This window comes from Rhizobium sp. LjRoot258 (assembly GCF_964254185.1).
GTDB lineage: Bacteria > Pseudomonadota > Alphaproteobacteria > Rhizobiales > Rhizobiaceae > Rhizobium.
Genome location: NZ_CAXUST020000001.1, coordinates 2,640,973 through 2,660,733, shown reverse-complemented (window position 1 = coordinate 2,660,733; position 19,761 = coordinate 2,640,973). Strand labels below are relative to the sequence as shown.

Sequence of the window (19,761 nt, the reverse complement as noted above, 5' to 3'; positions counted from 1 at the left end):
AATAACAGGCAACTGCGTATCTCGCATACTGTCACGCATGGGGGCATGAGGTGGGAAAGCTGCGCCGCACTGTCGCTGTTGTCGATGATGATGCGAGCCTACGTCGAAGCGTCGGGCGGCTCCTCAATGCCTACGGATTTTCGGCCATCGAGTACGCATCGGCGGAAGCCTTTCTCCGCCGTGACCCAGAGACGCCTATCGGCTGCCTCGTGCTGGACATCGACCTCGGCGGCATGTCCGGGATCGAACTGCTGCGGAGGGTGAAAGTGGCTGGATTGAAGCTGCCGGTGATCTTCATCACCGGCCTCGAAGACGCTCGCCTGAAAACCGAGGCAGAGCAGGCAGGGTGCATCGCCTATTTGCGAAAGCCCTTCGCCGGGTCCGCACTCATCGATGCGGTCAAAAGGGCGCTCGGATCGTGAACTCTGGATCGAGGGGGAAAGATACCGATGAGGACAGGTCTTCTTGAGAAGACATTGCTTAGCCTGTGCCTGCTGCTGTTGCCTGTACACGTGAGCAGTTATGCGCAAAATGTGCAAACCAGTCCGCCTTCTTCAACGGTCACGCTCTCGAAAGAGCAGCTAGATCAGCTCGTCGACGAAGTTAGCAGCACTGTGATCAGCAAGCTGGCAGAGAAACCAGTTGCTCGGGCGTCGGAATCCCACCCTCCATCTGCTGTGCCAACGAAGTCTGCGAGTATGCTAGAGCGGGACTTGGGCACTGGCACCAGTCGATTCTTCCACCACCTGGTTGCGGCTGTCGCCGCACTTCCGCAACTGCCTCAGGTCTTTTCCAGTACTTTTGATCAACTCGATGAAGCGCCGTCGGGTGGCCGGGATGCCGGGGACTTCCTGTTGCTGGTCTTGTTCACCGCGGGCACAGCCATCTTCCTGCAATTCGTGATCGTCAAGTTCGGCAATCGGATCTTGGGCCATAGGCTTTCCGCGGACGAGACTTCGACGCTTATGACGGTCGGCTTGGCGGCGCTCGTCAATATTGTGGCGTTCGGCATGGCATGGGTCGTCTGCGACCTTGCGAAAGGCACCTGGTTTGCGGGAGCGGGAACTCAGGCGAGCGTTGGCAAACTCCTTCTCAATGTGGTGCTCGAATTAAGCTTCTATGTGCAGGTGATAACGATCTGGTTTCGGCCACGAAGACCGGCCCTACGGATCGTTGAACTTGATGACGACACCAACCGTGCGACATATTGCTTTTTGGTTATATGCATCACCGCGAACGCGTTGCGGAAATGGATCTCGGTGCCCATGGCCGCGGGCGTTTCTTCCGAAGCCATTGCGGCGGGTCTTCTGATCAACGCGCTGCTGTTTGCTGTGATCCTCACATGGTCGGCCATTCATTGGCGTCGAGCGATCGGCAGATTGCTCGTGACGAGCCTTGGATGGTGGAGGAGCGGCCAAGCGCAGGAACGGATCGTCGACGGCTGGTTAACTGTCGGACTGCCACTGATCATCCTGCGGACCCTCATGGATGCCTACGGTGCCGTGCAAGGCCACCATGTCGAGATGACCGCAATCAACGTGGTCGTCGGGGTCATCCTTGCCGAGTCCTTCTTCAAGTTTTCCCAGCGCAGGCTCGCGGCGAGAACCGCTGCGGGGTCCGGGGAGGCGCCGTCACCGCGCCTTGCCGGCATTCTCATGCGCGCCGCGCGTCTTCTTATCATCATCAGCGCGATAATCTACGTCTTGCATATATGGCTCGGAGAGGCGTTGGGCATCGTCACGGCGGCTCAATGGAACAGTTGGAAGGATGCATTGGTCAGGGCCGGTGTCGTAGCGCTCGGCGCATATATCGCCTGGGAGGCGATGAGGTTCATTGTCGACAAATATATGGCTACAGCAACGCCTCCGCTTCAGACAGCCGACCCAAGCATTTCCGCTTCAGAGCGAACAAGGGCATCCCGCATACGGACGCTTATGCCTGTCGTGCGGGTGAGCCTGAGTCTGTTGATCATCGTTGTCACAGCGCTGATGATCCTTTCGGAACTTGGGATCAACACGGCCCCACTTATTGCTAGCGCTTCGATATTTGGTCTCGCGCTGTCATTCGGCAGCCAATCCCTAGTGCGCGATGTTGTTTCAGGAATTTTCTACCTTGCTGACGACGCTTTCCGCGTTGGAGAATATATCGATTGCAACAAAGTGCGCGGGACAGTCGAAGGCTTTACATTGCGCTCGGTTCGCCTCCGGCATCAAAGTGGTCAGCTCCACACCGTCCCGTTCGGACAGCTTGGCCAGATCACCAATTTCAGCCGCGACTGGTCCACGGTTAAATTCCAGCTCAATTTCGCCCGTCACACGGACCTGGAGAGACTGCGGAAGATCACGAAGAGCGTGGGACTCGAGCTGATGGATAGTCCCGACTACAAGGATGCCATCCTTGAGCCCCTCAAGTTGAAAGGCATCTCCGACATTACCGAGAACGCCCTCGTCGTTAGTTTCAAACTTGTCATTCGCGTCGACAGCGCGAGTGGTATCGATGCTGACGCCAAGTGGCGTATCCTCGAGGCCTGCCGCAGAGAGGGAATAGAACTATCCTCTTCGCTGCCGAGTTCAGCGCAACTGAAACTCGATTCGGCCGCCGACCCCACGACGCAGCAGCCGAGCGGAACCGATAGGGATACTGTTTCGGATCGGCCGCGCGCTGCGTTATAGGGCATGGTCGGAGAGGTAGGTTCGATGAAAGCGACGCGCGCTTGTCGGCTAATTCTTCGCCCGACGCCTCTGGCAGCGACGGCAGGGCGACAGCTACAATGTCAGCCATCTGAAGCTGATCCGCGGTCGCCACATGCAGAACGGCGGCGTGGTCTATGACATGGCCAAGCTCGCGCCGCATCTCGAAGCAACCTGGGCCGACGGGATCGTCCTGGACAACATCCAGATGAGAACGGGCTTCTACGTCCACTTCGGCGACACGCTGGAGTATGACAAGGAAAACCCGGCGTCGCTCATCGAAGGCGTCTACATCACGCACGTAGACGGAGAGGAGCGGGGATGGATGCTAACTTTCGTCACGAACTATCCCGACTGGGCCGATGCCGAACAACAGTTGCCCTCTGCCTCCGAGCGCCGGTTCGGGAGCAACTTCTCCTTCATCGTTCCCGAGGGCTTCGACGTCGCGCAGGGGGACTACTCGAAGCTCCAGATCATCGGAGACCGCGAGCTCGCCGCGAGCGCAAGCCTCTGGCATCTCGGCAGGCTCGCAACCAACGCGATGCTCTATCTCAACCGCCCGAGACCGGATCTCTGGGGCAGCTTGACCATGTTCAACAGCGCGCTCTCCGACACGAACCGCACCGAGATCTACGACTGCGGCTGCGACGAGGTCGACTGGAACATCGACTGGGACGACGCGACCCTGAGGCCGGGCCGCTGGCGCGTGGTCGAAGAGGGCGGCGAGGGAAAGCCTCCGTTCAAGGTCGAGTGGATCCCGCCGCGGGTCGTCTTCGCTCCGGACCGCGACAGCCTCGAGAAAAACGGAGCCATTGTCCTCGAGTTCAAGGCGAGGAAGCGGACGAAGAACGAGCCGGCCGCTGACAAGACTTGTCGTTCCTATCGGATGGATGCCCGGAAGCTTGCCTCTCAAAGATATGACTGTCAGCGCGGTATATCAAACGTTCATATTGGTCGTTATTCAATCAACGACCAGCGAAACGCCGTCTCGCGGCGTCGGTTACGGGCGTATAGAGGGCGACGCGTGTCCCCTCGGGGTCGGAAAACTGCACTGTGCGATTGCCCCATGGCAAATCCTTGGGTGCGTGCACGACCGTGACCTGGTCCTTGAGCCGTGCGAATTCCGCATCGACGTCCGACACCATGAACTCGAGAATGGCCGTCCTGTTTGCCCCTGGCTGCGAACTGCCCTCGCTGAACAAGGCCACGGTTTCCGCGCTGCCTATTGCGAGGCTCGCGCCGGGGGTGACGATCTCGGCGAAGACGGGCGCAAGCCAGTCGGCGCGGCAGCCCGTCACAAGCTCATAAAAGGCCACCATGCCGGTGATGTCCGAGGCAATGAGGCGGGTGGATGCGAACTTCATGATCTTCTCCCTGATGCGCGACCATCTCTTTCCTTGCTTTTGTGACATAGCCATGCTGACAGCGTTGTGGCAGCAGGCGTCATCAGACATGCGAAAGGCAGATCGACTTTTTCAGATCATCCAGATTCTTCGACGGTCGAGCCGCCCGGTGACCTCGTCTGAGCTTGCGGATGAACTTGAGGTCGCGCGGCGAACCGTCTACCGCGACATCGCACACCTGATGGCCCAGCGTGTTCCAATCGAAGGCGAAGCGGGGTTCGGCTACGTCCTCGATCCGCGATACGACATGCCGCCGCTCATGCTGACGCCTGACGAGATCGAGGCCGTCGTGCTCGGCGTTCAAATGGTGGCAAGGTTGAATGACGCGGCCATGCGGAATGCCGCCAGCGATGTGATGGCCAAGATCACATCGGTTATGCCGCAGGACCTTCTTCCCTATATTGCCCAACCCGCCGTCAGCATCAAACCGGAAGATGTCAGCGGCGATGTGACACGCGACACGCGTCCGCTCAGGTTGGCGATCCGGGAAGGCCGCAAGCTTGAGCTCGACTATCGCGCGGCGGATGGGGCGGTCACCAGCCGCATCGTGTGGCCTGTGCTTCTCGGCTATGCCGACGCGCACTGCCTCTTGATCGCGTGGTGCCAATCGAAACAAGCCTTCCGGCATTTCCGCACCGAACGCATCCTCAAAGTCGAGATTCTCGATGAATCCATAGGCATGTCCAAGAGCAAGCTGAGGCAGCAATGGCAGCAGTGGCGCGATGCCGAAATGCGACAACCCCGTGGGGCGCAGTGACCGCTTTGGGTCACGGGCGCGAGTTCGGCTGAGAGGAAGCGAACTTCCGCAAAGGGTCGATCTTTCGTATTGCTCAGAGGCTGAAAAGGGGTGGGCAGCCGCTCGGCTTAGGTCTGGTTCGCGCCATAGCAGACGAAGATGCGAAAGAGGTCACCATTTTGACGTGAGTTTGGAGGCGACCGAACAAGAGCGGTGGACACGGTCATTGCTGCTTTCCCCCAGCTAGATGCGGCCGGGGTGAAGCAGCGGGGCTAGTGACAGCTTGAGAACCGCGGCGATAACCAGCATCCAGACTGGAACAGTGAACCCCCCGGTGCTGTCGCGCGCCACGCCAAGCAAGAATGGACCCAAGGCGCCTGCGAAGTAACCAATGCCCAGAACAAAGGCTGTCCAGGAGTTCGCTTCGTTCGCATCCCGTGCGTGGTCGAGCGGCAGCACCATGCCCAGGGTAAAGGAGCCTCCGACGCCAAGGGCGATCAGGGGAATGAAAAGATACGGCATCGTCGGCGGCATAAGAGCAATCGCCAAGATGCCGAACAGAGACTTAGACGCGAACAGGGCAATCAGACGCCGCCGATCGTTGTTCCGACTGATGAAACCGGCAAGCGGATTTGCAACCATGAATGCAGCAGTGAAACTGGCGAGGAGTAACGCCGCATCCGTGCCGCTCATGCCGCGCTCGATATACATGGGCGCAGTCCAGGCGATCAGACCAAAGAACAGGAAGTTGTTAAGCGCGAAATAAGACGCGGCCAGCCACGCCATTCGATTGGTAAACGGGAGCGAACTACCTTTCTGGGGAGCAAACGTGCCCGACTTAACCGGCCCAGCTCGCCGTTCCGCTCGCGCAATGACCATCCAGGCGCCGATCGCGATAAAACCAGGCAGGGTGAAGATGCCCGCACCAATTCTCCATCCGCCGCTTGCTTCACCCAGAGGTCCGGCCAGCGCAGCAGATATTGTGCTCCCGAGCCCGATCGCGGAGGCGTAGATCCCGGTGAACAGTGCCACGTCGCGCGGATAGTTCTTCTTGATGAAGCCGGCGACCAAGGCCCCAGCAACGGCAATTCCCGCACCCACACCCGCTGTGGCGGCGAAAAGTGACGTAACATTGTCCGCGAACGCACGCGCGAGAGTGGCGATAGTAAGGGTGGCGAGCGCAACCAGCATCACCTTGTCGCGCCCGAAGCGGCGGGCAAGCCATGGTGTCGGGAAAGCGAACAGCCCCATCAACAGCGCGGGGATTGCGGTCAGCAACGATGCCTGTGCGTTTGAAATCGCAAACTCGTCCCGGATAGAAGGAAGAAGAGGACCGATCGACACAATGGCCGGTCGCAGGTCGATAGCGACCAGCACCACACAGGTGATGGCGACCGCCATGGTCAATTCAGAGGACTTGCGGTCCTCTTCCTTATCGCAATCAGCTCCATTCATTTTCTTTCTCCCGAGGTGATGACCTACTCGCAGGACGCGCGAAGCCGTTGACTGGTTGTCCAGTCTTCGAAGCGCGGCGATTGGTTGGTTCGATGACTGAGCGAGGGTGCCAAGCTCTGTTCCGGCGGCAGACGCTCGCCGGAAATCTACGAGGAGGCTACCGAGCCGGCCTCGGCGATGGCGATGTCTTCAGCGACGGTCCCACCGCTCACGCCAATTGCGCCGATCGTCCGCCCTTCGAAGCGGATGGGAATGCCCCCTCCAAAGACCACGACCCTTCCGCCATGAGAATGCTGGATGCCGTAGAGTTCGGCGCCAGGCTGGGCCAGTGCACCGAGCGCATCCGTCCGGTTGTTGAAGATGTGAGCGGTGAAGGCCTTGTCGATGGCAAGCTCCGCTGACCCGGCCATCGCCCCGTCCTGGCGAATAAAGGACAGGAGATGCCCAGAGGAGTCGACGACGGCAATCGAGCAGGGAACGTTCAGCGCGCACGCGGCGGCGATGGATCTGTCGATCATCTGTTGAGCGTCCGACAGCAATATCGTTGCATTAGGGAAGGACATGACAAACTCCAGTTTCTGAAGATGACCCGCCGACGCGAGCCGTCGGCAGATCACGGTGTTCTAGACCGCTCAGGCGGTCTTGCTCTTCCTCTGGCTCAAAGCGCCTAGCAGCGCCTCCGCTGCCTCACTCGATGACGCCGGGTTCTGACCGGTGATGAGCTGGCCATCGACCACTGTGTGTACGCCCCAGTCGTTGACCTTGGAAAAGACCCCGCCGAGACCGATCAGCTCGTCCTCGACCAGGAACGGCACGACCTTCGTGAGACCGACAGCCTCTTCCTCGCTGTTGGTGAATCCGGTGACGTAGCGTCCTTGAACGAACGGGGTGCCGTCGGCATTGGTCACGTGACGCAGGACGCCCGGTGCATGACAGACGAGGGCGATCGGCTTGCCGGCCGCGATGAAGGTTTCGATCAGCTTGAACGAATTCGGATCTTCGGCCAGATCCCACAGCGGCCCGTGGCCGCCGGGGTAAAAGACCGTATCGAAGTCCTTCTGCTCGACGCTGTCCAGGCGCACCGTTTCTGCAAGCTGCGCCTTGGCAACCTCGTCGGCATTGAAGCGCCGCGTAAGGTCGGTCTGGAACATCGGCTCGTCGCTCTTCGGGTCGAGAGGCGGCTGGCCGCCCTTCGGCGAGGCGAGGGTGATCTCGGCGCCGGCGTCCTTGAAGACGTAGTATGGGGCTGCCAGCTCCTCGAGCCAGAAGCCGGTTTTCTTGCCGGTGTTACCGAGAGTATCGTGGGAGGTAAGCACCATGAGGACTTTCATTGTCGGATCCTTTCGTCAGATGATGCCGCGCCATAGGCGTCGTGCCGGTTGATTTGGTGTTCGACCAGCCGCAGCGGCTTGTCGATGAGCTGATAATGGCACCTGCCCACATATTTCAGAAATTTACTTATTTGATTTTAGATATCATATGAGATTATATCTCGATGAGATATGATCTGAACCTGCTCCCGGTTTTCCTGGCCCTGATGGAGGAGCGGAGCGTGACACGGGCTGCAGCGCGACTGGGCATCACCCAGCCGGCGCTGTCCAATTCGTTGAACCGCCTGCGCGATACCCTGCGGGATCCGCTGTTCATCCGGGAAAGGTACGGCATAAAGCCGACGCAACTGGCCGAGGAGATCGCTCCGACGATCGAAGCAGCGCTGGCTCAACTGGACGATCTCATCTTGAACCAGCAGGAGTTCCAGCCGGAAAACGCCGAACGTCTGTTCACGCTCGCGCCCAACAGTTATGTCGAGCTCGTGCTGATGCCTGCCCTTGTGGCGCGGCTTCGTGAGCATGCGCCAGGAATCAAGCTCCGCATGACACCATTTGGGAATGACCTTGCCGAAACCGGGGTGATCTCTGGCACCACCGCCATGGTGCTTGGCCGGATCGTCGATCCGCCCGACAACCTTGTCGTCCAGCATCTGATGGACGACGGACTTGCCTGCGTGGTGCGCGTGGACCACCCCGACGTTCGAGACCGTATTTCACGAGAACAATATGAAGGCCTCAAGCACGTGAACGTGCTTCCGCCGGGCCGGCTGCGGGCGGGCCTCTTCCAGGTATTGGGGCAACAAAACCTTAAGCGAGAGGTTGCCGTTTCTGTCACGCACTTCCTGGCCGTGCCAGAGATGCTTGCCGTCACGGATTACTGCGCAACGCTGCCGAGACTGATCTGCCGCAGCCTTGAGCGGGATCCGCGCCTGAAGATACTACCGGCGCCGGTCGACCTCGGCACTTTCCCGGTGCAGATGGCTTGGCATGTTCGCTACCGCCACGACCCGGCCCACAGGTGGTTGCGTTCGATGATCGGCGAACTGGCAAGAGAAATGACTTCGGAAGAGGCCTAAGATGGCTTTCTTGTATTCGTATTGAATGTCCGCAAAAGGGGCCAGCACCGGAAATCCCGAGCGATATCGACGAGCGGCAGCAAAACGGCTGGAATAGGTCGAGGGCGGCCGAAGAACTGCGAACCTGTCCGCCCTGAATGCTTCAGGTTTCGCGCTTGCGACAGGCGAGCAGGTTTTCGGCATTGTGGACCAAATGCCATAAGATCGTCGACTGGCTGAGGCTTAGGTAAAATGGCGGGAATGCCGATTACAACCGTCTTGTCAGGGTGACTTTGTCGGCGTCTTGGAGCGTCGGTTCTTTGCTCGAATATCTGTCTGCTGGCTTGAACCCGCACTCTCGATAGTAGGCAATAGCTTGGGCATTCTGTGCGCGAATTACTGCGCGTAGCACTCCGATACCGAAGATAAGGCCTCCCTTGTGTCTGTCCACGAAATGGGCATCGCAGGATCAAGCCGTACTCGCTGGTCCGTGTTGATCCGTTCTAGGCCGAAATCGATCACCGTCGAATTTCGGTCGAGTCAGACTTTTAGACGCTGGCCTCCGCAAATCGCAGATGGCGATGACTCTTTTCACCTCATTGGAACGTCGTTGTTGCGACCGTCGTCGAGCGGTCGGACTCGACCTATATGAGGACTGAGAGATGGATCTGGAAGGAAAGCGAATCGTGGTTGTCGGCGGGAGCCGCGGCTTGGGGAGGGGGCTCGCCGAGGCATTTGTGGTCCGCGCGGCCGAAGTCACCGTGGTAGCCCGAAACGCGGCTGCCGTGCAGGGGCCAGGCGAGCAACCGGCCGTCACCGCCATATCGGCTGATGCAACCGATGTCGACGCGGCATGGCGGATCATGGAGCAGACGCGACCCGATCTCGTCATCATGAATGCTGGTGCCGAACCGCCCATGGAACGGATCGACCGGATTGGCTGGGAGGCATTCACGACCAACTGGAATGTGGACGTCAAGGCCGCGCTGCACTGGGTACAGGCTGCTCTAACGTTGCCGATGACGCAGGGCGGGCTTGTCGTCCTGGTCTCCAGCGGGGCCGCCGTGCAGGGGTCGCCGCTATCGGGCGGTTATGCGGGAGCCAAGCGCGCGCAGTGGTTCATTGCAAAATATGCCGAGAGCCTGTCGGCGGAACTTGGGCTGGGTCTGCGCTTCCGGGTCATCGTTCCCCGGCAGATCTTCGCCGGAACCGGTGTGGGCGATACCGGTATCGCGGCCTATGCCGCGGCGGCGGGTCGGACATTTGCCGAACAGGCCGCCACCTGGCCGGACATGACGCCGCGGGCTTTTGGCGATATGGTCGCCGACCTGATCGGCAGGACAGGCCTCGCCGAGGCCATGGTCTACGCGGTGCGTGGGGATACGGGTGTGACGGTCATCGAATGACAGAAGACGCTGCTCTCGAAGACGAAGAGAGGAAAACTCTGCTCGCGGCCCTGGCCAGGGAAGCGGACGCGCTTCGGCCGGAACTGCACCGCTATGCTGCTCGTCTGGTGGGTTCGGTGATCGACGGCGAGGATGTGATTCAAGACGCGTTTGCCAGGGTATTTGCGACGGCTGGCCAGATCCCGCCGGGCACGCTGCTGCGACCCTGGCTATTTCGCATTGTCCACAATCGAGCCATAGATGCCCTGCGCCAGCGCAGTACGCGCCGATCGGAGCCTCTTGAGATGGCTTTCGATCTGGCCGATATCAGCGCCGTCGGCCCGGAGGACGCGCTGATCCGGCAGGACGCGGTGCGGGTCGCCCTGGGCCACTTTGCAGAATTGCCGGTGCCGCAACGCAGCGCGGTGATCCTCAAGGATGTGTTGGGAGAGTCACTTGCGGACATCGCAGCGCTGCTGGAACTGAGTGTCGATGCCGTCAAGGCCCATCTGTCGCGCGGTCGGGCGAGATTGCGCGCCATCTCCGACGTGCGGTCCGAGGTTCCGCCACCGCCGAGTCCCGAGGTCGTGAACTTTGCAGCGCTCTTCAACGCCCGAGACTGGGACGCTTTGCGTCGCATGCTGGCGCAGGATGTTCGGCTTCGTCAGGCGCGCCGGCCGGAAATCTCTGACGCCGCCAATGTCGGTCGATTTTTCACCTTTTATGCCGAGTATCCACCGGTCAGGATCGAACCGGCTTGGCTGGAAGGCCGGGAAATATTGCTGGTATCAGCCGAACCGTCGGGCGGTCCTTCATATTTCATGCTGCTCGAATGGCTGGGGCAAAAGATAAGCCTGATCCGCGACCATCGCTATGCGACCTATGTCATGGACGGTGCGGACGTCATGCTGGCCGCATCACGGTGACCTACATTGATTAAGACGCGCTTTCTCGAGGTCCAAATGCGGTCATTGGCTGTCTGCGCTTTCTAGCAGGCTGTTGAAGAAGTCTCTGGTTTGGCTTTGAGGATAGCTTCGTCGCCATTGTGGTACGCGAACGTGACCTCGATCGAGCCATCGTCGAGTAACTCAGCATGACCATCGCCCGAGACTTCGTCCATTTCGTCAAATCCAGACCATGTGAAGGAAACGGTGGATCGGCTATAGCCGAGATCGAGGCCCGCTTGCATCGCACCGAAAGCGATTTCGCCATGACCGTCTGGCCCGATGGCGATTGCTGCAGGCTCAACCAGGTCGAGATAATCCCGATCCCATAGGTCGGCCTCGATAATCCGCCAGCGGCCGATCAGGCGGCAGGTCGAGGCGGCGCTCAAGACAGCACCGCCATCAGTTTCGGTAAGCGCACCAGATCATAGGCAGCCGCCGCGAAGGTGAAGGCCCATCCAACGCGGTCGCGGCCGCGGAACTTCGTCTTGTCCTGCCCCGCGACGGTCTTGATCCAACCGAACGCCTCCTCGATGCGCTTGCGGATGCGTAAGCTGATCCCATAGCCGGAATGGCGCGTCGTGCGCCCATCAATGGCCGAGCGGCGACCATTGACGTTCTGCGCCACATGGGGCGTCACCTTCATCGACCGCAAATCTTTGACGAAGTCCTTTGTGTCATAGGCCTTGTCGGCACCCAGCGTGATCGCTTGTGGCCGCTCAGTGAAGGGCTCGATCATGTGCAGCGCCGCTACCCGTTCAGCATATCCGCTGGCCTCTGTCAGATAGGCATCGACCAGCAGGCCATGGCGGTTTTCCATCAGCCCGTGGCCCATGAAGCACAGCTTGGCCTCCTTGCCTTTACCCTTCTTATAAAGTCTTGCATCTGGGTCGGTCGTTGAAGCATGCGTCTCGTTGGAACGCCTTTCGCCATGGAAGTCTGCTTCCACATTCCGACCGCCGCCATCCGATGGTGGTTCGCCCGAGCCGTTCTTCGGCTTGAAGCTCTTCATCGATGCCCAGGCTTCGATCAGCGTGCCATCGACAGAGAAGTGGTCCGTTGACAGCAGCCGCTTTACCTTGGGCTGCGCCAGGATCGCACCCAGGAACTTCGCGGCGATGTCGCCTTCGAGCAACCGGTCGCGGTTCTTCGAAAACACCGAATGGTCCCAGGCTGGATCGTCAATGCCAATGTCGACGAACCAGCGGAACAGAAGGTCGTATTCCAGCCGCTCCATCAAAAGCCGCTCGGAACGGATCGAATAGAAGGCTTGCAAAAGCATGGCGCGCAGAAGCTTCTCAGGCGCGATCGATGGCCGCCCGATCGGTGAATAAAGCGCTGCAAACTCCCGTTCCAGCAAAACGAGCGCGTCGTTCACGATCTGCCGGATGGCCCGCAGCGGATGATCACGACGAACACGATCCTCCAGATCGACATAGCTGAAGAGTTGCCCCGTCCTCACATCGCCGCCGCGCATCCATCAACTCCGAATCTCGACAAAGTCAGTGAATCACGACCACAGCCTCCACGCCAGGCCTCTTTTTCAACAGCCTGCTAGGGGTCCGGCCCCACCCTTCGATATGATTGCCTCGGTCGACGCTAACAGCCTGTTGGCATGTCATGCACCTGGTCCCAAAGGTGCCGCTTCCCGCCAAGGAGTGGTCGGTCGGCTCAGACCGATCACTCGTATCTGATTGGCGGGAACGCGGAACAGTTGCGGGTCCTTCTGGACCGCCTTTTTGCCGCGATCGTTAGGGTCAAATCGTTCTATGCGGACGCGGTTTCAATTACTTTGTTGGGACGGTATGCGCAGTTATCGTATAGCCAAATGGATCGACGAAGGCGAAATAGCGTCCGAACGGGCCGTCTTTCGGCGGGAAAGCTATAGGCACGTCGCGCTCGGATAGATGAGCGTGTAATTCGTCAGCGTCGTCGCAGCCAAACCAGATCGCGATACCAACCCCCAGCTTCTCCGTGTCGTCAAAGTCCTCGATTGGCGTGCGGACGGCGAATGGGATGGGGTGCGTTTCGAAAACAACCGCACCCGGAGGGGCTTTTGCCGAGGGCGTAAGCCCGACAATGTCCCGATAGAAGGTCCGTGCGGCGTCCAGATCCTTCGTCTGTATCCCGATGAAATCCGGTCCAATTAGGCGAGGCATGAGCTATCTTCCCTATTTATACCTGACGCAGTATCGTCAGGGGTCTGATATAATATAAGGGTACTTATATGTCTAATCTGATTGATCCGCCGATAGATGACACCTACCGCTCGCTCGGATATGCATTGAAGCGGGCGCAGCAAGCGCTTCGGGGCCGTCTCGACACTGAACTTAGAAACATCGGATTGACGACCCCACAGTACTCGGTACTGGCGGGGCTTGAGTTCAGCGCGGGCTTGTCAAGTGCGGAACTGGCGCGGCGGGCATTCGTAACACCGCAGACGATGCAGTCCATCATAGCGACACTCGAACGGGACGGCCTCATCAAGCGAACGGCCCACCCGGTACATGGTAGGGTCTTAACTACCGAACTTACGCCGGACGGGCGGTCGGCATTGCGTGCGGCCCACGAGATTGTCGCTAACGCCGAAGTGCTGACCCGAAACGCCGTTGCACCGAGTGATCCGGAGTTCATATATTCAGCCTTGCTACGGATAGCAGAGGCTATGCGGTGAGGTCCTCTGCTGACGCACGGTCGAAGAGGCTTGACTGTCGAGCCTGTTTCGTCCGCTTCGTGCCGGCTGCGGTCACGGTGGCATCTGCTACAGAATAGCGCAAACATATTGGGACCGATCTACTCGCTAACCTATAATCGCAACTTCGTATGAAACGCGATCCTGCGGAGAGGGCTAGGAGGTCGTGGGCCACCAGGCTTCGTGACCTGCAGTGCCCTCCTCTTTTGGTGAAGGAGCGGTGTCTCGAAACCGCCGGCCATTTTCCAAGTTTCGTCGCTACGATTGTCAGACTTCTTTCCGCAATCCACGCAGTCCACGCCAACCCCAAGGAGAGATGGCCTTGCGCGGCGCGGTACCCTCAAGGGGTCGACTTGCCAAATATTCTTCCGATGATCTCATCAGCATCTGCATCAAAGCAACGACCATGGCTGAGAATGACCCGCCGTGGTTGCCATGACCGCAATCTGTTTATCACTGCCTGCGCCTTTTGCCGCTGGAGGAGAACAGGCAGTCGCATGCCAAAAAAGGCTTGCCCGTGCGGGTAATCCATCCGGCTGAATCTCGTCGCCGTGCGCCAAGGCTCATCGATCTTGTCCAGTTCGAGGTTGATGATGGTGTCCGTGAGGATCAGCGTCCTTGATGAACGGTGGAAGAAAATAAACTCCTTGAAGTAGCCGCCCGGAAAGAGCGCCTGGTCCAGGTCGCGCTGCCAATCTTGAGGCGGCATTTCCTGCAAGTCGTGGTCAAAGCGCACATCGATGCGTCGCGCACGGGCTCTCTGCCGCACTCGCGGTGACGCCCAAGTGACCGCGTCCGGATACGCCTTAGCCCACTCGACAATGTGCGCGTAGTGAAACTGATTGGGTGAGACGAGGTGGCGAACTTGGCCGAGTTCCTGCAACTGTTCCGCTAACGCGGCGTCGAACTTGATGGGGGAGTGAAGGAACAGGTCGCCGTTCAATAGGCGCACTACCGTCATCCGCGTTGTGAACGGCAACGGAAGTCTTATCCTTGCTACCGTCAGATACTCAAACGGACCGTCAACCACACCGATGTCGAGCCCTTCAGGTTTGTAGACGTTGATCGGCTCATAAAGGGAGGCGCTCACAGTCCACTCCACATCACCAATGTTGCCGCGAGCTAAGTCACTGGCATGTTGTCGGGGAATGCAAGTCCGCTTCGGGTGGAAAGCGGGCGTTGGTGGCATTTGCTACCGAATACCGCACTTTTCTTGGGTTTTTGAAGTGGCAGTGCAGGCTCGCCAGCGCCGCCGCTGCAACGATCGCGTCCTGCCGGCCTAATCCGCGCGGCGCCTGCCACGGAAGAACCATCCGAAATACAGACAGATAAGAAAGAGCACAAAGTGGACCGTGCCACGCACGGCGCTGAGCTCAGGCGACTGGACCGCGCTGGTTCACATCAGCGGGATCGGGATCTTCGCCAAGTAGAAGTAGAATTGCATCCCGCTGCTGACGAAGAACGCGCCGGCAAGGAATTTGCGGTACTCGCGGTACCGCATCGCGACGTAGAGTGTCGGCAGCCCAATGACGATGATCACGGCAGCAAGATATGGAAGCATGGGCCTCATCCTGGGCTCGCGCTTGCCGGCGGCCCGTTCTTCTACATATTCGGCAGATGCCGAATATATCAAACAAGGTCGGCGAGGACGAGCGGCGCTTCGTGGAGGACGTGGCTCGGCTGCTCACGCCATGGGGCGTACCACCCGTCGCCGCCCGGCTCTATGGGCGTCTGCTTCTCTGTCCTAACTCCGTCGGCCTCGACCAGATCACCGAGGATCTTGGGATCAGCAAGAGCAGCGCAAGCGTGGTTGCTCGGTTGCTAGAGAACTCCACGCTGTCGCGCCGCCATCATGCCCCAGGTACGAAGCGCGCGCTTTTGCTTCAATCGGGAGAAGCATGAAATGGGCCTCGTTCTAAATCTTCTTGCCCAGACAATCGTCTGGTTCGGGCTCATGGGCGCGATCATCTTCGGTGCTGCCGGGACGATAGACTACACCGGCGGGTGGCTCTATCTGGGCGTGATGATCGCCATCTCAGTTGTATTTGGGTTGCACATGGCGCGTGTCGATCCCGGCTTGCTTCAGGAGCGCCTGAAGCCGCCCGTGCAAAGGGACCAACCGCTCGCGGACAAGCTGGTCCTCATCCCGATCCTGCTTCTCATGTTTGGAGGGATGGGACTCATGGCAGCGGATGCTGCGCGCTGGCACTGGTCGATAATGCCACCTTCCGTGCAGTGGGCAGGATGCGGCTTACTCCTGGCGGCGATTTTGCTCATATACTGGACCATGCGCACGAACAGCTTCGCGGCGCCGGTCGTGAAAATACAAAGGGACCGCGGGCAGGCGGTCATCACGACAGGCCCTTATGCCATCGTCCGCCATCCGATGTACTTCGGCGCGCTTTTCTACATCGCTGGGACGTCGCTCGTGCTCGGCTCGTGGTGGGGCCTCGTGGCGGTTCCCATCCTCGCCCTCTTGCTCGGCGTCCGGATCGGCATTGAAGAAAAGACGCTGCGCACGGGTCTCGATGGCTATGACGATTATGCTCGCCGCGTGCGCTGGCGCCTGATTCCGCTCGTCTGGTGAAGACTAACATTGCAGTTTTTAAACACGACCGTCTGTGATTGTCGTGCCGGTCATCCCTCCCGCCTGGTTGGCGCAGTTGGGCGGGGCGAGTGTCAGTCCGGTCGCGTTGCCTGCGGCAGCGGCCGTGCTGGTTGTTGCGGATGAATCTTGTCACCGAGACCGATCTTGCTGTCGGTCAGCGTCTGCCCATCTGAAATCCGCGCGCCGGTGAGACGAACTCCGCTTTGGACGCGGAAGCGGTTGCCCTCAACCTTGAGCCGAAGTGAAATAATCCCATTCGCCCATTACTGAAGCCGCTTGGTTCGGCTCATCCGTAAGTTGCTTAGTTCGCCGTTGTCGTCTTGCCAAACACGGCAAACAGTATCAGTGTTTCAGCAAGTTGGAATATTCGCGACCCCGCCTTGAACAATGTCTTGTGAGCACTCCTGCATCTGAAAGGATGTCCTGTGAACCTCCTCAGGGAACCGCTGCTCCACTTCGTCCTTGGAGGCGCGCTCTTGTTTGCCGGATACGCGGGGCTGGAGCGCGAACAGACCGATGCCAGCGGCCTCGAACCGGTCCGGATCGGTGAAGGCGAGGTACGCTGGTTGAAGGAGACCTGGGCCAACCAATGGCTCCGCGCACCTAGTACTCAAGAGCTCCAAGGGCTTGTCGCCGATCTCGTGTCCGAGGAGCTGCTCGCCCGTGAAGCGCGGGAAATGGGTCTCGACAGGAACGACACGATCGTGCGTCGCCGTCTGGCACAGAAGCTGAAGTTCCTAGTCGAGGATACCTCGGGTCTCATCGAGCCAAAGGAAGCGGAGCTTCGGCAATTCTATGAGACCAACGCCGCCCGCTTCCAGAGCGGGGCGCGGGTGTCTTTCACGCAAATCTTCTTCAACCCGGCGCTGCGCAAGGACGCCTTCTCGGATGCGAAGACGGCGCTCGCCGAGCTACAGGCGTCGGGCGACACCGACCCTGCGGCGACGGTCGGCGACAGACTGTTGTTTGATGCCGAAATCCGCGACGCCGACGAGCAGGCCGTATCCAACATGTTCGGGCCGGAATTTGCGCGCGCGGTTTTCGCCCTTAGTCCTGGCCGATGGAGCGAGCCGGTCAAATCCGGATACGGCCTGCATCTTGTCTCGATTGCTTACACCAGCGCGGCGAAGCACCCCCCCTTTGAGGAGGTTCGCGACGAGGTCCTGCAGGAATGGCGACGTGAGAAAGAGAGAGACGTGAATCGGGACTACCTTGCCCGACTTCGCGAGAAATATGGGGTCGTACTCGACGCTAGCGCGAAGGAATTGCTCGGCACTAACCGTGTCGCTGACGCGGCAGCAGCGCCATGAGGCGGATCTGGAACTCCGGCGCAATGTTAGTGCTGTTGACACTCGGCATTGGCCTTATGTCCCTGGTCGTTGCCGCCGCACATGAAGTGCGTCCTGCCTATCTCGAACTCCGCGAAGAGGTGCCCAACGAGTTCAGCGTTCTACTCAAGACGCCCATGCGTGGCGACGCGCGGCTGGCGCTTGCTGCGGTATTCTCAGGCAAGGTTGAGAACATCACGCCGACCATTTCGCGCCCGACGGGCGACGCCATGGTTCAGACCTGGCGTATGCGGACCATTGAGCCGCTCACCGGCCAAAAGGTTCTGATCCAAGGGCTGCGGAGCACCATGACAGACGCGCTCGTGCGGGTCGAGTTTGCCGATGGCGGCGCATGGGTCGCGCGGCTAACCCCCGGCGCGCCGGAAGCCACCATTCCCGTGGCACAAACCCGCGGGATGGTGGCCGCCACTTATCTCAAGCTCGGGATTGAGCACATCCTGCTGGGATTCGATCATCTGCTGTTCGTGCTTTCCCTTCTCATCATCACGAAAGGGAGCTGGGGGCTTTTAAAGACCGTCACTGCCTTTACGGTCGCCCATAGCATCACGCTGGCGCTGGCGACACTCGGCCTTGTTCATGTACCCCCGCCACCGGTGGAGGCCGCGATCGCATTGTCGATCGCGTTTGTAGCTGTGGAGATCGTCCACGTTCGACAGGGGCGCAGAAGTCTTTCTGCCCGAGCACCTTGGATGGTGGCTTTCGCCTTCGGGCTTCTCCATGGCTTCGGCTTTGCCGGTTCCCTGAGTGCGATCGGATTGCCGGCGGGACAGATTCCACTGGCCTTGCTGTTTTTCAACGTCGGGGTGGAGATCGGTCAGCTTCTTTTCGTCGGAGCAGTGCTTGCACTTGTCGCACTCATCCGATCGGCCAAGCGGCCTTTGCCCGCCTGGCTCGAACTCGTGCCGCCATACGCCATCGGCACGATCGCTATGTTCTGGGTCATCGAAAGGGTTGCGGCGTTTTAAGATCGCCAGGGAGGATGGCACATGGACATCTCATTCGCGTTCATCGCAGCTCGCGGACCAACGAGCGCCGTCCTGGCTTGGCTGATGCCTATGATTGCTGCTGCGTTTCTCGTCGTCGCGACGCCCGCTCACGCCTGCGTGCTCTGCTTGCCCTATCCTCAAATGACGAATGCCGATCAGGTCATTGGAAGTGATACGGCGGTTTTCGCCCGCGAGAATCCGGCGAAGCCTTTCTCCTACGTGGTGCTGGAAACATTCAAGGGACGTTACGACGGCAGCGCGATCCCTCTGTTCCTCGACTCGACGACTGCCCGCACTCTCCGGCTAAATCCGACTGTCCAGGTCGTTCTCGTTCAGAACCGTTCCGGCGGGATCTGGAAGGCCCTGGGTTTGGCGGCAGGCGAGTATCAAGGTGTCATGCGCCAGGTCGCCGATTGGCATGTGGGCGCGAAGACGCCAGCCGAGCGCACGATCTTCTTCGCCCGTTACCTTCGGCACGAAGATCGCAGTCTCGCGGAGCTGGCTTTTCTCGAGGTCGGGCGCGCGCCCTACGCAACGCTGCGCGATCTCAAAACAAATGTGGGGCGAGATGACATTTATCGAACCGTCAACGACATCTTTCATGTCGAATGGCATGGGCTCTATATCCTCATGCTCGGCATGTCGGACCGACCGGACGACATCGCCTTCGTTCGCGGAAAACTGAAGACCGCGGCGAAGTATGGGCTAACAACCAACCTCGCTGCTTATGCCACTGCGCTCATCGAGATGACGGGCGCGGACGGGGTGACGCAGCTTGCGGAAGAATATTTCGTCGAGCCGGGCCGAAGCAACGGCGAGTTGCTCGAAATTGTGAAGGCGCTGTCGGTACAGGGAACGGGCGGGGCCGCCGACTTGCGCGCCTCGATCGTCAACGCCTATGGCAGTTTGCTGGCGGCTCATCCCGAGCTTGCCGGGTATGTCGCAAATGACCTGCTCGCCTGGAAGGTAGCTCGTTTCGTGCCCCGGCTGCGTGAAATTCTGAATGCCGGCGTCCGCCTCGACGAAGCTTCGCATTTTGCGGTCGCAGTGTACCTTTCAGGCGCCGATGCAGGCGGGAGCCGCCAGGGCGGGCTCACTCCGTCCGGTGGTCTCCGATGAGCAGTTTC

21 protein-coding genes and 1 pseudogene are annotated in these 19,761 nt (G+C 59.6%); 12 read left to right on the top strand and 10 right to left on the bottom strand.

Annotated features, from left to right (window positions below; genetic code table 11):
* The first annotated feature begins 50 nt into the window (after window positions 1–50).
* The gene (locus tag ACSQ9D_RS13165) at window positions 51–422 is read left to right on the top strand and encodes a response regulator transcription factor (RefSeq protein ID WP_436282593.1); all 372 of its coding nucleotides are present in this window, start codon (window positions 51–53) and stop codon (window positions 420–422) included.
* A 291-nt stretch (window positions 423–713) separates the two neighbouring features.
* A complete protein-coding gene (locus tag ACSQ9D_RS13160) occupies window positions 714–2,672 on the top strand; it encodes a mechanosensitive ion channel family protein (RefSeq protein WP_436282592.1) in 1,959 nt (652 codons plus the stop codon).
* Window positions 2,673–3,655: 983 nt separating this feature from the next.
* Here ACSQ9D_RS13160 and ACSQ9D_RS13155 read toward each other — a convergent pair.
* Entirely contained in the window at window positions 3,656–4,054 is a 399-nt protein-coding gene (locus ACSQ9D_RS13155; protein ID WP_436282591.1) for a VOC family protein, read from the bottom strand.
* An 88-nt stretch (window positions 4,055–4,142) separates the two neighbouring features.
* On the opposite strand from ACSQ9D_RS13155, the gene ACSQ9D_RS13150 reads away from it, so the two are divergent.
* Window positions 4,143–4,850 (top strand): helix-turn-helix transcriptional regulator, encoded by a 708-nt coding sequence (locus ACSQ9D_RS13150; protein ID WP_436282590.1) that lies wholly within the window; start codon window positions 4,143–4,145, stop codon window positions 4,848–4,850.
* A gap of 222 nt (window positions 4,851–5,072) precedes the next feature.
* Here the strand turns inward: ACSQ9D_RS13150 and ACSQ9D_RS13145 are convergent, their stop codons facing one another.
* From ACSQ9D_RS13145 to ACSQ9D_RS13135, 3 genes are all read right to left on the bottom strand, one after another.
* Entirely contained in the window at window positions 5,073–6,230 is a 1,158-nt protein-coding gene (locus ACSQ9D_RS13145; RefSeq protein ID WP_436282589.1) for an MFS transporter, read from the bottom strand.
* Between the two features lie 200 nt (window positions 6,231–6,430).
* Window positions 6,431–6,847: a GlcG/HbpS family heme-binding protein gene (locus ACSQ9D_RS13140; protein WP_436282588.1), complete on the bottom strand. Its 417-nt coding sequence runs from the start codon at window positions 6,845–6,847 to the stop codon at window positions 6,431–6,433.
* A 69-nt stretch (window positions 6,848–6,916) separates the two neighbouring features.
* Window positions 6,917–7,615 carry a type 1 glutamine amidotransferase domain-containing protein gene (locus tag ACSQ9D_RS13135; RefSeq protein ID WP_436282587.1) on the bottom strand — a complete coding sequence of 233 codons (699 nt, stop codon included), beginning with the start codon at window positions 7,613–7,615 and terminating at the stop codon, window positions 6,917–6,919.
* A gap of 164 nt (window positions 7,616–7,779) precedes the next feature.
* Here ACSQ9D_RS13135 and ACSQ9D_RS13130 point away from each other — a divergent pair, with 164 nt between their 5' ends.
* The 3 genes from ACSQ9D_RS13130 (at window position 7,780) to ACSQ9D_RS13120 (ending at window position 10,981) form a co-directional block, all read left to right on the top strand.
* The gene (locus tag ACSQ9D_RS13130) at window positions 7,780–8,691 is read left to right on the top strand and encodes a LysR substrate-binding domain-containing protein (protein WP_436282586.1); all 912 of its coding nucleotides are present in this window, start codon (window positions 7,780–7,782) and stop codon (window positions 8,689–8,691) included.
* Window positions 8,692–9,332: 641 nt separating this feature from the next.
* Entirely contained in the window at window positions 9,333–10,076 is a 744-nt protein-coding gene (locus ACSQ9D_RS13125; RefSeq protein WP_436282585.1) for an SDR family NAD(P)-dependent oxidoreductase, read from the top strand.
* Window positions 10,073–10,981 carry an RNA polymerase sigma factor gene (locus ACSQ9D_RS13120; protein ID WP_436282584.1) on the top strand — a complete coding sequence of 303 codons (909 nt, stop codon included), beginning with the start codon at window positions 10,073–10,075 and terminating at the stop codon, window positions 10,979–10,981. Before ACSQ9D_RS13125 ends, ACSQ9D_RS13120 begins: the two co-directional genes overlap by 4 nt.
* 62 nt (window positions 10,982–11,043) lie before the next feature.
* Here ACSQ9D_RS13120 and ACSQ9D_RS13115 read toward each other — a convergent pair whose 3' ends face one another.
* From ACSQ9D_RS13115 to ACSQ9D_RS13105, 3 genes are all read right to left on the bottom strand, one after another.
* Window positions 11,044–11,388, bottom strand: a complete 345-nt coding sequence (locus tag ACSQ9D_RS13115; RefSeq protein ID WP_072382315.1) for a hypothetical protein — start codon at window positions 11,386–11,388, stop codon at window positions 11,044–11,046.
* A complete protein-coding gene (locus ACSQ9D_RS13110; protein WP_436280820.1) occupies window positions 11,385–12,476 on the bottom strand; it encodes an IS5 family transposase in 1,092 nt (363 codons plus the stop codon). The genes ACSQ9D_RS13115 and ACSQ9D_RS13110 overlap by 4 nt, the downstream gene beginning before the upstream one ends.
* Before the next feature lie 310 nt (window positions 12,477–12,786).
* A complete protein-coding gene (locus tag ACSQ9D_RS13105) occupies window positions 12,787–13,158 on the bottom strand; it encodes a VOC family protein (RefSeq protein WP_436282583.1) in 372 nt (123 codons plus the stop codon).
* A 68-nt stretch (window positions 13,159–13,226) separates the two neighbouring features.
* On the opposite strand from ACSQ9D_RS13105, the gene ACSQ9D_RS13100 reads away from it, so the two are divergent.
* Window positions 13,227–13,673 carry a MarR family winged helix-turn-helix transcriptional regulator gene (locus ACSQ9D_RS13100; protein WP_436282582.1) on the top strand — a complete coding sequence of 149 codons (447 nt, stop codon included), beginning with the start codon at window positions 13,227–13,229 and terminating at the stop codon, window positions 13,671–13,673.
* 358 nt (window positions 13,674–14,031) lie between these two features.
* On the opposite strand, the gene ACSQ9D_RS13095 is transcribed toward ACSQ9D_RS13100, so the two are convergent.
* Together ACSQ9D_RS13095 and ACSQ9D_RS13090 are read right to left on the bottom strand one after the other, a co-directional pair.
* A complete protein-coding gene (locus tag ACSQ9D_RS13095) occupies window positions 14,032–14,781 on the bottom strand; it encodes a DUF4336 domain-containing protein (RefSeq protein ID WP_436282581.1) in 750 nt (249 codons plus the stop codon).
* Window positions 14,782–15,087: 306 nt separating this feature from the next.
* The gene (locus ACSQ9D_RS13090; RefSeq protein ID WP_436282580.1) at window positions 15,088–15,252 is read right to left on the bottom strand and encodes a hypothetical protein; all 165 of its coding nucleotides are present in this window, start codon (window positions 15,250–15,252) and stop codon (window positions 15,088–15,090) included.
* A gap of 56 nt (window positions 15,253–15,308) precedes the next feature.
* On the opposite strand from ACSQ9D_RS13090, the gene ACSQ9D_RS13085 reads away from it, so the two are divergent.
* Window positions 15,309–15,593: a GbsR/MarR family transcriptional regulator gene (locus ACSQ9D_RS13085; RefSeq protein WP_436282579.1), complete on the top strand. Its 285-nt coding sequence runs from the start codon at window positions 15,309–15,311 to the stop codon at window positions 15,591–15,593.
* Window position 15,594: 1 nt separating this feature from the next.
* On the top strand, window positions 15,595–16,278 hold the full coding sequence (locus tag ACSQ9D_RS13080; RefSeq protein ID WP_436282578.1) for a methyltransferase family protein: 684 nt from the start codon (window positions 15,595–15,597) through the stop codon (window positions 16,276–16,278).
* Window positions 16,279–16,296: 18 nt separating this feature from the next.
* Here the strand turns inward: ACSQ9D_RS13080 and ACSQ9D_RS13075 are convergent.
* A pseudogene (locus ACSQ9D_RS13075) lies at window positions 16,297–16,496 on the bottom strand (esterase); the annotation flags it as partial.
* A 228-nt stretch (window positions 16,497–16,724) separates the two neighbouring features.
* On the opposite strand from ACSQ9D_RS13075, the gene ACSQ9D_RS13070 reads away from it, so the two are divergent.
* From ACSQ9D_RS13070 to ACSQ9D_RS13060, 3 genes are read left to right on the top strand one after another with little or no spacing between them, the layout of a single operon-like run.
* On the top strand, window positions 16,725–17,609 hold the full coding sequence (locus ACSQ9D_RS13070; protein WP_436282577.1) for a peptidyl-prolyl cis-trans isomerase: 885 nt from the start codon (window positions 16,725–16,727) through the stop codon (window positions 17,607–17,609).
* A gap of 23 nt (window positions 17,610–17,632) precedes the next feature.
* On the top strand, window positions 17,633–18,613 hold the full coding sequence (locus ACSQ9D_RS13065) for a HupE/UreJ family protein (protein WP_436282576.1): 981 nt from the start codon (window positions 17,633–17,635) through the stop codon (window positions 18,611–18,613).
* Window positions 18,614–18,634: 21 nt separating this feature from the next.
* The gene (locus ACSQ9D_RS13060) at window positions 18,635–19,753 is read left to right on the top strand and encodes a hypothetical protein (protein WP_436282575.1); all 1,119 of its coding nucleotides are present in this window, start codon (window positions 18,635–18,637) and stop codon (window positions 19,751–19,753) included.
* The last annotated feature ends 8 nt before the right edge of the window (window positions 19,754–19,761 follow it).

Coding starts and splice junctions, on each gene's coding strand:
- ACSQ9D_RS13155 (WP_436282591.1), bottom strand. CDS start 4,054: ATGAAGTTCGCATCCACCCGCCTCATTGCCTCGGACATCACCGGCATG.
- ACSQ9D_RS13150 (WP_436282590.1), top strand. CDS start 4,143: ATGCGAAAGGCAGATCGACTTTTTCAGATCATCCAGATTCTTCGACGG.
- ACSQ9D_RS13145 (WP_436282589.1), bottom strand. CDS start 6,230: ATGGCGGTCGCCATCACCTGTGTGGTGCTGGTCGCTATCGACCTGCGA.
- ACSQ9D_RS13140 (WP_436282588.1), bottom strand. CDS start 6,847: ATGTCCTTCCCTAATGCAACGATATTGCTGTCGGACGCTCAACAGATG.
- ACSQ9D_RS13135 (WP_436282587.1), bottom strand. CDS start 7,615: ATGAAAGTCCTCATGGTGCTTACCTCCCACGATACTCTCGGTAACACC.
- ACSQ9D_RS13130 (WP_436282586.1), top strand. CDS start 7,780: ATGAGATATGATCTGAACCTGCTCCCGGTTTTCCTGGCCCTGATGGAG.
- ACSQ9D_RS13125 (WP_436282585.1), top strand. CDS start 9,333: ATGGATCTGGAAGGAAAGCGAATCGTGGTTGTCGGCGGGAGCCGCGGC.
- ACSQ9D_RS13120 (WP_436282584.1), top strand. CDS start 10,073: ATGACAGAAGACGCTGCTCTCGAAGACGAAGAGAGGAAAACTCTGCTC.
- ACSQ9D_RS13110 (WP_436280820.1), bottom strand. CDS start 12,476: ATGCGCGGCGGCGATGTGAGGACGGGGCAACTCTTCAGCTATGTCGAT.
- ACSQ9D_RS13105 (WP_436282583.1), bottom strand. CDS start 13,158: ATGCCTCGCCTAATTGGACCGGATTTCATCGGGATACAGACGAAGGAT.
- ACSQ9D_RS13100 (WP_436282582.1), top strand. CDS start 13,227: ATGTCTAATCTGATTGATCCGCCGATAGATGACACCTACCGCTCGCTC.
- ACSQ9D_RS13090 (WP_436282580.1), bottom strand. CDS start 15,252: ATGCTTCCATATCTTGCTGCCGTGATCATCGTCATTGGGCTGCCGACA.
- ACSQ9D_RS13085 (WP_436282579.1), top strand. CDS start 15,309: ATGCCGAATATATCAAACAAGGTCGGCGAGGACGAGCGGCGCTTCGTG.
- ACSQ9D_RS13080 (WP_436282578.1), top strand. CDS start 15,595: ATGGGCCTCGTTCTAAATCTTCTTGCCCAGACAATCGTCTGGTTCGGG.
- ACSQ9D_RS13065 (WP_436282576.1), top strand. CDS start 17,633: ATGTTAGTGCTGTTGACACTCGGCATTGGCCTTATGTCCCTGGTCGTT.
- ACSQ9D_RS13060 (WP_436282575.1), top strand. CDS start 18,635: ATGGACATCTCATTCGCGTTCATCGCAGCTCGCGGACCAACGAGCGCC.